General features: G+C 72.1%; 10 protein-coding genes and 2 pseudogenes. 8 read left to right on the top strand and 4 right to left on the bottom strand.

What is annotated here, in order from left to right; genetic code table 11:
• Together ABZ318_RS18425 and ABZ318_RS18420 are read left to right on the top strand one after the other, a co-directional pair.
• Positions 1–465, top strand: a pseudogene (locus ABZ318_RS18425) (TIGR04222 domain-containing membrane protein); the annotation flags it as partial.
• A 19-nt stretch (positions 466–484) separates the two neighbouring features.
• On the top strand, positions 485–1,036 hold the full coding sequence (locus ABZ318_RS18420; RefSeq protein ID WP_356903508.1) for a GNAT family N-acetyltransferase: 552 nt from the start codon (positions 485–487) through the stop codon (positions 1,034–1,036).
• Here ABZ318_RS18420 and ABZ318_RS18415 read toward each other — a convergent pair.
• A complete protein-coding gene (locus ABZ318_RS18415) occupies positions 1,008–2,624 on the bottom strand; it encodes an AMP-binding protein (protein WP_356903507.1) in 1,617 nt (538 codons plus the stop codon). The genes ABZ318_RS18420 and ABZ318_RS18415 overlap by 29 nt on opposite strands.
• Entirely contained in the window at positions 2,621–4,306 is a 1,686-nt protein-coding gene (locus tag ABZ318_RS18410; protein ID WP_356903506.1) for an AMP-binding protein, read from the bottom strand. The genes ABZ318_RS18415 and ABZ318_RS18410 overlap by 4 nt, the downstream gene beginning before the upstream one ends.
• A gap of 90 nt (positions 4,307–4,396) precedes the next feature.
• Between ABZ318_RS18410 and ABZ318_RS18405 the strand changes: the two genes are divergently transcribed.
• Positions 4,397–5,212 (top strand): LuxR C-terminal-related transcriptional regulator, encoded by an 816-nt coding sequence (locus ABZ318_RS18405; protein ID WP_356903505.1) that lies wholly within the window; start codon positions 4,397–4,399, stop codon positions 5,210–5,212.
• Positions 5,213–5,246: 34 nt separating this feature from the next.
• Here ABZ318_RS18405 and ABZ318_RS18400 read toward each other — a convergent pair.
• Together ABZ318_RS18400 and ABZ318_RS18395 are read right to left on the bottom strand one after the other, a co-directional pair.
• Positions 5,247–5,366: pseudogene (locus ABZ318_RS18400) on the bottom strand (SUKH-3 domain-containing protein); the annotation flags it as partial.
• 102 nt (positions 5,367–5,468) lie between these two features.
• Positions 5,469–6,581, bottom strand: coding sequence for a winged helix DNA-binding domain-containing protein (locus ABZ318_RS18395; RefSeq protein ID WP_356903504.1), 1,113 nt, complete (start codon positions 6,579–6,581; stop codon positions 5,469–5,471).
• A gap of 180 nt (positions 6,582–6,761) precedes the next feature.
• Here ABZ318_RS18395 and ABZ318_RS18390 point away from each other — a divergent pair, with 180 nt between their 5' ends.
• The 5 genes from ABZ318_RS18390 (at position 6,762) to ABZ318_RS18370 (ending at position 12,381) form a co-directional block, all read left to right on the top strand.
• Positions 6,762–7,913 (top strand): magnesium and cobalt transport protein CorA, encoded by a 1,152-nt coding sequence (locus ABZ318_RS18390; RefSeq protein WP_356903503.1) that lies wholly within the window; start codon positions 6,762–6,764, stop codon positions 7,911–7,913.
• Positions 7,914–8,003: 90 nt separating this feature from the next.
• Positions 8,004–8,723, top strand: a complete 720-nt coding sequence (locus tag ABZ318_RS18385) for a peptidase inhibitor family I36 protein (protein WP_356903502.1) — start codon at positions 8,004–8,006, stop codon at positions 8,721–8,723.
• Complete coding sequence (locus tag ABZ318_RS18380; RefSeq protein ID WP_356903501.1) at positions 8,720–10,264, top strand: phosphodiester glycosidase family protein; 1,545 nt, start codon at positions 8,720–8,722, stop codon at positions 10,262–10,264. The genes ABZ318_RS18385 and ABZ318_RS18380 overlap by 4 nt, the downstream gene beginning before the upstream one ends.
• A gap of 308 nt (positions 10,265–10,572) precedes the next feature.
• Complete coding sequence (locus ABZ318_RS18375) at positions 10,573–11,550, top strand: helix-turn-helix domain-containing protein (RefSeq protein WP_356903500.1); 978 nt, start codon at positions 10,573–10,575, stop codon at positions 11,548–11,550.
• Between the two features lie 72 nt (positions 11,551–11,622).
• On the top strand, positions 11,623–12,381 hold the full coding sequence (locus ABZ318_RS18370) for an MBL fold metallo-hydrolase (protein ID WP_356903499.1): 759 nt from the start codon (positions 11,623–11,625) through the stop codon (positions 12,379–12,381).
• Positions 12,382–12,408 lie beyond the last annotated feature (27 nt).

The raw sequence follows: 12,408 nt of genomic DNA, 5'->3' as shown, positions 1-12,408 counted from the left end.
CGGCGGGCCGTGGACGCGCTGCGCGGCGAACTGTGCGGCGCCGGGCTGCTGCGGCCGCCGGCGCGGCTGTGGACCGCCCGCGCGCTGCTGGGGTGCGTCCCGGTGACGGTGGTGGCCGGACCGTTCGCGGCCGGGGCGTCCGGGGCGGACCTCGCGGTGGCGCTCGCGGCCGGGGTGCCGCCGGTCCTCGTGGCGCCGGCGCTGCTGCGGCTGCCGGACACGACCGGGGCGGCGCGGAGGCTCCTCGCCGACCTGCGGGAGCGGTATCCGCTGCCGGCGCACCGGCGCGAGGTGACGGACGGGTGGCTCGTCCAGCTGTACGTGGCGCTGTACGGCGATCCGGCCCTGGCCCTGTTCCTGCCGCGCTTCTCGCGCGACGGCGGCCTGCTCGACCGCCCCCGGGAGGAGGACCGGAACCAGCCGCCGCCGGAGGGACGTCCGGGCGCGGGCGGCGCCCCGCGCTGAGGCCGCGCCATACTGTCGTATGCGCATCAGAGCGGCCGCTCCGGCCGAACTCCCGCTGCTCCAGGACATCGAACGGGCGGCGGGCGAGCCGTTCCGCGCCCTCGGCATGGCGGCGATCGCCGACGACGACCCGCTGCCCCTGGACGTCCTGGAGACCTACCGCCGTGCGGGCCGGGCGTGGGTGGCGGTGGACGCCGCCGACCGCCCGGTCGCGTACCTGCTCACGGACACGGTCGACGGCGCCGCCCACATCGAGCAGGTGTCGGTGCACCCGGACGCCGCCCGCCGGGGCGTCGGCCGGGCGCTGATCGAGCATCTGGCGGCGGCCGCGGAGGAGCAGGGCCTGGCGGCCCTGACGCTGACGACCTTCGCCGAGGTCCCGTGGAACGCCCCGTACTACGCGCGGCTCGGCTTCCGCCCGCTCGCCGACTCCGACCCGGCGCTGACGGAGGGCCTGCGCGCCATCAGCCGCGCCGAGGCGGCCCACGGCCTGTCGCTCTGGCCCCGCGTCTGCATGCGCCGGGAGGTCACCGGGCAGGCCTTCAGGCCCCTTCCCCGTACTTCTTCCTGAGCTCCACCTTCCTCACCTTCCCGCTCACCGTCATCGGGAACTCGGTGAGGATCTCCATCCTGCGCGGGATCTTGTAGTGGGCGAGCCGGTCTCGGCAGAAGGCGGTGACCTCGTCCAGGGTGGGCGGGTCGGCGGGGTCGCGCGGGATCACGCAGGCCAGGATCTCCTCGCCGTACCGCTCGTCGGGGACGCCGACGACCTGGACGTCCGCGATCTTGGGGTGCCCGTAGAGGAACTCCTCGATCTCGCGCGGGTACACGTTCTCCCCGCCCCGGATGATCATGTCCTTGATGCGGCCGACGATCTGCACGTAGCCGTCGTCCCGCATGACCGCGAGGTCCCCGGTGTGCATCCAGCGGCCGGGGTCGATCGCCTCGGCGGTCTTCTCCGGCTCGTCCCAGTAGCCGAGCATCACGCTGTAGCCGCGGGTGCACAGCTCCCCCGCCGCGCCGCGCTCGACGGTCAGCCCGGTCGCCGGGTCGACGACCTTCACCTCGACGTGCGGCATGACCCGGCCGACGGTGCCGGTGCGCCGCTCCAGGTCGTCGTCGCGGCGGGTCTGGGTGGAGACGGGCGAGGTCTCGGTCATGCCGTAGCAGATCGACACCTCCGCCATGTTCATCTCGGCGACGACCCGCTTCATCACCTCGACCGGGCACGGCGAGCCCGCCATGATCCCGGTGCGGAGCGTGGAGAGGTCGTAGTCGGCGAAGTCGGGCAGGTTGAGCTCGGCGATGAACATCGTCGGCACCCCGTACAGCGAGGTGCAGCGCTCCTCCTGGACCGCCCGGAGGGTGGCGGCGGGGTCGAAGGAGGCGGCCGGAATGACCATGCAGGCGCCGTGCGAGGTGGCCGCGAGGTTTCCCATGACCATGCCGAAACAGTGATAGAACGGGACAGGAATGCAGATTCTGTCCTGCTCGCCGTAGGCGATCATCTCGCCCACGAAGTAACCGTTGTTGAGGATGTTGTGGTGGGAGAGCGTGGCGCCCTTCGGGAAGCCCGTCGTCCCCGAGGTGTACTGGATGTTGACGGGCTCGTCGCAGGAGAGCGGCTCCGGGCGCAGCTCCCCGGCCGTCCGGGCGAGCAGCGCGTCCCAGCTCGGGTCGCCGAAGTAGACCGCCTCGCGCAACTCCGGGCATTCGCCGCGCACCTGCTCGACCATGGCGCGGTAGTCGCTCGTCTTGTGGGCGAGCGAGGCGAAGAGCAGGGAGATGCCGGCCTGCTTGAGCACGTACGCCAACTCGTGGGCGCGATAAGCCGGGTTGATGTTGACCATGATGGCGCCGATGCGGGCGGTCGCGTACTGGACGAGCACCCACTCGGCGCAGTTCACCGCCCAGATCCCGACCCGGTCGCCCTTGCGGACACCGCTGCCGAGCAGGGAGTCGGCCAGCCGGTCGACGTCCGCGCCGAACCGCGCGTACGTCCAGCGGCGCCCGGTGGGGACGTCGACGAGGGCCTCGCGGTCGGGCCAGGCGGCGACGGCCCGGTCGAGGTTGGCGCCGATGGTGTCGCCGAGGAGCGGCGTCTCCGACACCCCGTGCGCGTACGAGAGTTCCGTGGTGCTCTCCGTCGGGCCGGTCACGCGAGGTCCCCTTCCACGTACTCCTTGCCGCCGCCCTCCGCCGTCAGCCGGCGCAGTTCGACGCGGCGAATCTTGCCGGAGACGGTCTTGGGCAGCTCGGCGAACTCGATGCGCCGGATCCGCTTGTACGGGGCGAGGACCGCGCGCGAGTGGGCGAAGAGGGCCTTCGCGGTCTCCTCGCCCGGCTCCCAGCCCGCCGCGAGGACGACGTACGCCTTGGGGACGGCGAGCCGCAGCGGATCGGGCGCGGGGACGACGGCCGCCTCGGCGACGGCCTCGTGCTCCAGGAGCGCGCTCTCCAGCTCGAAGGGGCTGATCTTGTAATCACTCGCCTTGAATACGTCGTCGGCGCGACCGATATAGGTGATATATCCGTCTTCGTCCCGGGAGCCGATGTCGCCGGTGCGGTAGTAGCCGCCCTCCATCGCCTCCGCCGTGCGCTCCGGGTCGCCGTGGTAGCCGGTCATCAGGCCCACCGGGCGGGCGGAGAGGTCGAGGCAGATCTCGCCCTCCTCGACGTCCGGCCGGCCGCTCACCGGGTCGACGAGGGTGACCCGGAAGCCGGGGCTGGGGCGCCCCATGGAGCCCTCCTTGAGCCGCTGGCCGGGGCTGTTGGACACCTGGACGGCGGTCTCGGTCTGGCCGAAGCCGTCCCGGATGGTGACGCCCCAGGCGCGCCGCACCGATTCGATGACCTCGGGGTTGAGCGGCTCGCCGGCGGCGACGACCTCGCGCGGCGGGGTCTTCAGCTGGCCCAGGTCGGCCTGGATCAGCATCCGCCACACGGTCGGCGGGGCGCAGAAGCTGGTGACGCGGTTGCGCTCCATCTCGTCCATGAGCCGGGCCGGGTCGAAGCGGGTGTAGTTGTGGATGAAGACGGTCGCCTCGGCGTTCCACGGGGCGAAGAGGTTGGACCAGGCGTGCTTCGCCCAACCCGGCGAGGAGATGTTGAGGTGCACGTCGCCGGGCTTGAGGCCGATCCAGTACATCGTCGAGAGGTGCCCGACGGGGTACGAGGTGTGGGTGTGCTCGACCAGCTTGGGGCGGGCGGTCGTGCCGGAGGTGAAGTACAGCATCAGGGTGTCGTCGGCGAGGGTGACGCCGTCGGGCTCGAAGACGTCCGACTCCTCGGCGGCCAGCTCGTACCCCAGCCAGTCCACCCCGCCGCCGCCGACCGCGATCCGGGTGTACTCCCCGGGGACGTCGTCGAACTTGGCGGTGTCCTCGGCGCGCACGACGACGTGCCGGGCGCGGCCCCGGTCGACGCGGTCGCGCAGGTCGGCGGGGCCGAGGAGCGGGGTGGCGGGGATGAGGACGGCCCGCAGCTTCATCGCGGCGAGCACGGTCTCCCACAGCTCGACCTGGTTGCCGAGCATCAGGATGATCCGGTCGCCGGCGCGCACGCCCTGGGCGCGGAGCCAGTTCGCGACCCTGTTGGAGCGGGCGGACATCTCGGCGAAGGACACCTTCGTCTCGGAGCCGTCCTCCTCGACGATGTGCAGCGCGGTCCGGTCGTTGTCCCGTGCGATGACGTCGAACCATTCGAGCGCCCAGTTGAAACGGTCGGGACGGGGCCAGGCGAAGCCCTCGTAGGCCGTCTCGTAGTCCTCGCGATGCCGCAGCAGGAAGTCCCGGGCGGCCCGGAACCCCTCCGTCGCACCGGTCGCGCTCGTGGCCGTCATGTGTCCTCCTCGTTGCGGGACTGTCCCGGACATCGTGTAATCGGTGACCCAGGTCTCACTACCCCCGTTCGGGGGTGAAGGAGTGGTTCCGTGCCCGAGATGGTGGAAGCGGTGGAGTTGCGTACGGCGCTGCTGCGGCTGAGGCGCGCCAGCGGGCTGCCCGTCGTCTTCGGCGGACTGCTCCAGGAGGGCCGCGCGATGCGGATCGCCGAGCTGAGCGGGGCCGTCACGCCCGCGCTGCGCGGCCTGACGGTCTCGGCCGGCTCGGGCCTCGGCGGAAAGTGTCTGGCCCTCTCCCGGCCGTGCGCGGTCACGGACTACCCGTCGTCGCGGCACATCACCCACGAGTACGACGTCCCGGTCTCGGCGGAGGGCCTGCGCGCGGTGATCGCCGTCCCCGTCGTCGTGCGGCGCAAGGTGCGCGGCGTGCTGTACGGGGCGCTGCGCGAGTCCCTCCCGATCGGCGAGCGCGTCTTCGACGCGGCGATGGCGGCGGCCCGTGACGTCGAGCAGGCCCTCGCGGTACGGGACGAGGTGCGGCAGCTGCTCGCGCCCCCGGCGCCCGGGCCGTCCTGGGAGGAGGTCCGCCAGGCGTACGGGGAGCTGCGCGAGCTCGCGCCGAAGGTCCTGGACCCGGAGCTGCGGGCGCGCCTGCTCGGGGTGTGCGGGCGCCTGGAGACGGCCGCCGCGTCCCCCTCGCCGGTGCCGGGCGTGGCACTCACGCCCCGCGAGACGGACGTCCTCGCGGCGGTCGCCTCCGGTGCGACGAACGCGACGGCGGCGGAGCGCCTCGGTCTGCGCCCGGAGACGGTGAAGGGCTACCTCCGCTCGGCGATGCGCAAGCTGGGCGCCCACACGCGCCTGGAGGCGGTGGTGGCGGCCCGGCGGGCGGGGGTGCTGCCGTAGGGGGCGGCTTGCCGGTCCGGGGGCCGCGCAGCAGACAGCTGATGACCTCGTACGCGGCCGCTCCCAGAAAGGAGGGGTCGGTGTGGTGCATGAGGAAGAAGCGTCCGGTCTCGTCGATGAGGACCATCGCCCCGTCGAGCGTCTCGTAGCCCACAGGGGCCGGCAGGGTGGTTCGTGCTCCCCGTACGGCAGGGTTCCGGCGCACGCCGCCCTCCGACGCGGCCCCGGTCGCACGCCCCGGCGTTCCGACCGCCCGTCAGGCCTCCGCGTGGACGATGTCGTACGGGGTGCCGGGAGGTGTCATGAGCCGGAGGGTCCGCTCGGCCTCGGCGTCGAGCGCGGCCCGCGTGGCGCGCGGCAGGGGCGCGAAGGGCTCGATGGTGAGCGTCGTGCGGTCCTTCGCCTCGTCGAGGTGCCAGATCCCGGCAAGGAACCCGTCGACGAGGAACGCGCGGTGCGCCTGGTTGCCGGTCCAGGTGCGGCCGTGGTGCTCGGCGGGGACGACGCGGGTGCGGTCGGCGTGCGAGAGGAGCAGGTTGTCGAACTCGGGCAGGAAGCGGGGCGGCACCGGGGTGTCCTCGTCCGGACGGGGCGCGTCGGGGAGGTCGAAGAGCTCGGTGCCCCGCTCGTCCCGGAAGACGAGCAGCTCGGACCGCAGCCGCTCGAAGGCCGGGCGGAGACGGGTGAGACCGCACCAGGTCTGCATGTCCTTGACGGAGGCGGGACCGAAGGCGCCGAGGTAGCGCCGTACGGTCTCGTCGAGGTCGGCGGTGTCGTCCTCGGGCCCGTCGAACCACGTACGGACGGTGGTGAGCGCGACCTGCCCGCTGCGCCCCCACAGACCGCGCGGGGTGACCTGCACCATCAGGAGCAGGCAGCGGGCTGCGATGGTCAGCGCCTGCGGATCGGCCTGCGGCCACTCCCGGAGCAGTCGCTCCCGCAGCTCCTTGGGGGTGCGGGGCCGCTCCTCGACGTAGGCGGTCGCCAGGGAGGCGAGCCGGTCGAGGTCGACGCCGTCGAGCCCCTTGCGGAACATCTTCAGCTCACGGTCGATGGCCCCGGCCTGGACGAGCCGGCGCAGGCCGACGGCGTCGCGGGCGGTGTGGGTGTGGACGGTGGACCGCAGCGAGACGATCCGGGCGACCTTCCGGGACTCCATCAGGGCGGACAGGTCCTCGGGCCGGAAGCCGTCGAGGCGGGCGGCGAGCGCATAGTACGGGGGCTTGGTGTTCTGGGCCTGGAGACCGACGAGACGCGCGACGGCCTCCTCGACGCCGAGCGGGGCGGGGCGCAGGAGCAGCTGCCGGTCGAGGGTGGCGCGGTTCAGGGCGCGGGGACCGAGCACGGGATGGGGCGTCTTGGGGGCCATGGTCGGCACGCTATCGACAGTTGCGGACAGCTACTGTCCTCCATGCGGACCGGCGAGATCCTGACGGAAAGGTTTCACCCCATATATCCTACTCTCGTCCGCATCCCGCCCTCCATCCGCAGCCGCGCCCCAGACCCGCAGACCCGCCGAGGCCACCGACCGAGGAGGAGGTGAGCGACGATGTCCGACCGCCGCCCCCGCGCGGCCTGGCGCCGCCGCGCGGAACCGCCGTCCGAGACCTCGTCCACGCGGCCGCCCTCGGCGGCACCGGACGCGACGGGGCCGAGCGGGGCGCAGCCGGACGGGGCCCGGCCGAGCGTGGTGCAGTCGACGCTCTATCGCGACGGTCACCGGGTCTCCTCCCCCACCACCCTCGCGGACACCTTCCGCCAGCTGCGCGAGCACCCCGACGGCATGGCCTGGATCGGGCTCCAGCGCCCGACCGAGGAGGAACTCCACTCCCTGGCGACCGAGTTCGACCTGCACGAGCTGGCCGTCGAGGACGCGAGGGAGGCCCACCAGCGTCCCAAGCTGGAGCGGTACGGCGACACGCTCTTCGTCGTCCTGCGCGCCGCCCGCTACCTCGACGCCCCGGAGGAGGTCGAGTTCGGCGAGCTCCACGTCTTCGTGGGCCCGGACTTCCTCATCACGGTCCGGCACGGCGCCGCCCCGGACCTCTCGGCCGTCCGCCGCCGCATGGAGGAGAACCCGGACCTGCTGGCCCTGGGCCCCGAAGCCGTCCTGTACGCGATCCTCGACGCGGTGGTCGACGGCTACGCGCCGGTGGTGGCGGGCGTCCAGAACGACATCGACGAGATCGAGACGGAGGTCTTCGGCGGCGACCCGGCGGTCTCCCGCCGCATCTACGAACTCTCCCGCGAAATGGTCGAGTTCCAGCGCGCCACCCGCCCCCTCGTGGGCATGCTCCACGCCCTGATGGCCGGCTTCGCCAAGTACGGCACGGACGAGGAACTCCAGCGCTACCTCCGCGACGTCGCCGACCACGTCACCCACACCAGCGAACGCGTCGACGGGTTCCGCCAGGCCCTGACGGACATCCTCACGGTCAACGCGACCCTGGTCACCCAACAGCAGAACGCCGAGATGCGCGCCTTGGCGGAAGCGGGCTTCGAACAGAACGAGGAGATCAAGCGGATCTCCTCCTGGGCCGCCATCCTCTTCGCCCCCACGCTCGTGGGAACCATCTACGGCATGAACTTCGACTCCATGCCGGAGCTGCGCTGGGGCCTCGGATACCCCTTCGCCATCGGCCTGATGGGGGTGGTGTGCGTCAGTCTGTACGTGGTCTTCAAGCGGAGGGACTGGCTGTAGCCGCCCCCTGAGAGAGCACAGACAGTGACATGGGCTTCCGACATGCCCTGACGTCCCGCGCGTCGGCACCTCCTGACAGACTCGCGGCCCGTGAAGATCAATATTCTGCGGGGCTCCCTCGTCGTGGGAGCCCTCGCCCTCCTCTGCTCGGTCCTGTTCGCCCTGCCGGCGAACGCCGACTACGAGAACTGCGAGAAGCCGTCCCTCTGTCTCTACCAGGGCGCCGGCGGTACCGGCGAAAGCCTGCGGCTCCCGCTGGACGGCACCGCCACCGTCACCGGCTCGGGCTGGGACGACAAGACCGTGTCCGTGTACAACAACACCCACTTCTGGGGCTGTGTGTACGCGAACACCTACCTCGGCGGCGCCGTGGAGACGATCCCGCCGGGCACCCGCGGCGACCTGAAGACGCTCGGTCTGCAGGTGACCTCCCACAAGCTGGCCCCCTCGCAGGGCGCCTGCTTCACGGGGTACGAGCGCTGCCCCGCCGGGCAGCTGTGCATCTTCAAGGAGCCGAACGGCCGCGGCGGGATGTACGGCACCGCGAACGACCACGCGGGCTACCTCGTCGGGGTCTGGGCGGACAACGTGCGCTCGGTCGTGAACCGCACCGAGAAGACCGCCTGCTTCTTCAACGACGCCTCCTGGACGGGTGAGTGGACGCAGACGGGGCAGCCCGTCGCCAAGGCGTACAAGGTCAACGCCGGCGACAGCACGTCGCTCACGGCCCCCTTCGACAAGTCCTTCCGGTCACACCGGCTCAGGGCTCCGGACGCCGACTCCACCACGGACAAGGAATGCCTGTCATGACCCGCCCCGCACCCCGTACCGCACACCGTGGCGGCGCTCCTCTGGTGGCCGCCGTCACCGCGCTGAGCTCGGTGCTCCTGTTCACCGTCTCGGCCCCGACGAGCGCGGCCGAGGAACCGTTCTCCGTCCCCGAGCTGGCGCGCTGGACCGCCCAGACCGCGGACAGCAGGACGCTCGCGCCCGGTGTGGAGTACTTCCGCTACAAGGAGACCTCGCCGATCGCGCAGCGCACGTACCCGCGTGAGCTGAACATCGTCCGGATCGACCCCGCCAAGGGTGCCCTGCGGATCGAGAGCACGTTCGGCAGGAAGGCGGGAACCGGCGAGACCGTCCGGGAGATGACGGCCGCCATGCCCGAGACCCCCCTCGCGGCGATCAACGGCAGCTACTTCATGAACGAGGGCACCCCGGACACGACGGACGCCGTGCCGGAGACCATCCAGACCTTCGGCGCCGCCGTCCGCGACGGGGAGGTGCTGGGAGCCTCCTGCGTTCCGGACAGGAACCGCCACAGCGTGGTGCTCCAGTACGGCGTTCCGTACGTCACCAAGCTGGAGACCGACATCAGCGTGACCAGCAGCCTGACGGAGGAACAGGGCAGGCCGTACGGCGAGGCCGCCCAGCGCGTGGACGACGTCAACCGGAACCCCGGCGGCGCCCTGGGCTGCCCGCGCGACGCCGACGACACCGCCGGCGAACTGGGCCCGTACAAGGACGCCTACGGCAAGGACCTGACCGCCTACCCGGACCCGACCGAGTTCGTGCTGTTCAACTACTCCTACAAGACGACGACGCCGAAGCCGGACGTCAACAAGAACATCGCCGCCGACGACCAGGCCGGGTACGAAGTGGTGCTGGACAGCACGACCGGCGTGATCGTCGAGGGCGGTCCGGGCCGGGGCGGCCGTACGGTCGGCAAGGGCCAGTACGTCCTCCAGGCGATCGGGGACCACCAGGTCGACTGGCTGCGCCAGCAGCACCAGAAGAAGGCCGCCCTGACGGTCACGCAGAAGCTCTGGGACCACCGCTTCGACGCCGACGGCATCAAGCGGGAGATCCCCCTGGACGAGACGGTGGACGTCGTCGACGGCGGATCCCTGCTCATGCGCGACGGCGTCAACAAGTACGGCACCACGGGGGCCACGGGCTACGCCCACGGCAGCTGCGGCCGCCTCTACGACGAGAACGGCCTGAGCAAGGAGCTCTCCGCCGCGACTCCCCAGGCCAAGACCGACTTCTGCCGGGACGCCCGCACCGCGCTCGGCGTGGACGACCAGGGCCGCACCCTCCTGGTCACCCTGAGCGGACCGCGCGACCAGTACTACCCCGACGGCGGGTTCCTCGCGGAGGTCACCGAACCGCTGAAGGCCCTCGGCGTCATGGACGCCCTCAACCAGGACGGCGGCGGCTCGTCCACGATGCTGCTCGGCGACGGCACGCGTCCGGTGAACGGCCTGAGCGACGGTCCGGCTCCCGGCGTCGAGCGCCGGGTCTACGACTCGGTCTACGTCGCCACCGGCGGCGGCCCGGTCGTGGGCTAGGCCCTCACGGCAGTACCGCACGAGGGCCTCGGCACCAGCCCGCCGAGGCCCTCTCGTCGATCCCGGCCCTGCACGCCGTCCGGGCGATCTCATCCACGTGCCGGAGCCGCACCGGACGGGCGGACACCCGTTCGCGATCGGCTCGACGGGGCTCGTCCGCACCGGTCCGTACGTGGTCTTCGAGCGTCGGGACCGGTTCCGGGGAGCGGCCAGCCCCCTCGCACCGCGCGCACGGTCCGCTTCGTCATGTCCGGATCCGACAGAACATGGTCATTGCGGCCCTCGTGGCGGGGCGAAATGATCGGCGCATGCTCCCACCGCACAGAGTCGTCATCGCGGCCTTCCCCAGCGTCGAACTGCTCAACGTCACCGGCCCGGCCGAGGTGTTCTCCGTCGCCACACGGATCGCCGGCACCGGCCGCCCCGGCTACACCGTGCGCATCGCGACAGCCCTGGGCGAGCCGGTGACCACCGCCGGCGGGATCCGGCTGATGGCCGACCTGACCCTGGACGAGGTGGGCGGCGACGTGGACACCCTGCTCGTATCGGGTGCCGTCCGTGTGCACGACCACGAGGTGGAGCCGGTGCTCGACCGAGGGATCATCGACTGGCTGCGCGAAACGGCCCCCGGCATCCACCGGTTGGGGTCCGTCTGCTCGGGCGCGCACCTGCTGGCCGCGGCGGGCCTGCTGGACGGCCGTACCGCCACGACCCACTGGCGGACGGCCGCACGGCTGGCCGCCGACCACCCGCTCGTCACCGTCGATCCGGACCCGATCTTCATCAGGGAAGGCCGACTGTGGACCTGCGCCGGCATCGCCTCGGGGATGGACATGGCGCTGGCCATGGTCACCGAGGACCACGGCCCCGAACACGCCCTGGCCACAGCCCGGACCATGGTCATGTACGTCAAACGTGCCGGCGGGCAGAGCCAGTTCAGCGCCCCGCTCGCGCCTCCCGCGGCGCCCGGCGACCGGCTGGACGACCTGCGCATGTGGATCGGTGAGCACCTCACCGAGGACCTCTCCGCCGACGCCCTGGCCGCGCGGCTGCACCTGAGCGTGCGCCACTTCTCCCGGCTGTTCCGCGCGCGGACCGGCACCACTCCGGCCGCGTACGTCGAGTCCGTCCGGCTGGAGGCCGCCCGGCGGCTGCTCCAGGACAGCACCCACGGCCTGCCCGAGATCGCCGCCCTCAGCGGCCTCGGTTCCGTGGAGAGCCTGCACCGCTCCTTCCGGCGCCGCCTCGGAACCACCCCCGCCCAGTACCGACGTCGCTTCCGCTGAAACCCGCAGTACTCCCCCGACCGCCCGCGAACCGCCGCGCGGCGGAAGACAGCCATGCCCCAGGAGAGAACCGTGTCCCGAACCAAGGTCGTCCCCATCCCGGTCATGGGCCGGCACCACATCAACGCCTACCTGCTGCTGGGCCGCCGACCCGTCATCGTCGACGCGGGAACGCCCGGCAGCGGCCGAAGGATCTACGAACAGGTCGCCGCCCACGGGGTGGACCCCACCGACGTGTCGCTGATCGTCATCACCCACGGCCACATCGACCACTTCGGCTCCGCCGCCGAACTCCACCGCCTGACCGGAGCGCCCGTGGCGGGACACGTCGCCGACCTCGGTCCCTACCGCACCGGCCGGGCCCGCGAGCCGTACCTGCCCACCGGCCCGATGGGCCGCCTCACGGCCAGGAACAAGAACCTGCACGTCCAGGTGGAACCCCTCGAACCCGACGTCCTCGTGACCGGCGAGACCGACCTGGAGGACTTCGGGATCACCGGGCGCATCATGCCCACCCCCGGACACACCGCCGGATCGATCTCCGTCCTCACCGACCGGGGGGATCTCGTCGCCGGCGACCTGATCGCCAACTCCCTCTTCGGTCTCGTGCGGGGCCGTCCCGCCAACCCTCCCTTCCACGACGACCCGCTGCGCAACCTCGCCAGCCTGCGGGAGATGCTCGCCCTGAACCCCACCAGCCTCCACGTCGGCCACGGCACGCCGCTGGAACCCGACCGGGTCCGGCGCTGGGCCGACCGGGAACACCGGCGGCTGTCCCGGCTCGCGGCAGCCGGGCGGATCCCCGCCCGCACGGAGAACAGCACGGCCTGACGGCGGGCACGGGACCCGGGACTTCCC

The organism is Streptomyces sp. NPDC006197, assembly GCF_040613865.1.
Lineage (GTDB): Bacteria > Actinomycetota > Actinomycetes > Streptomycetales > Streptomycetaceae > Streptomyces.
The sequence above is the reverse complement of the archived record's forward strand: the minus strand, read 5'-3'. Positions and strand labels throughout refer to the sequence as shown.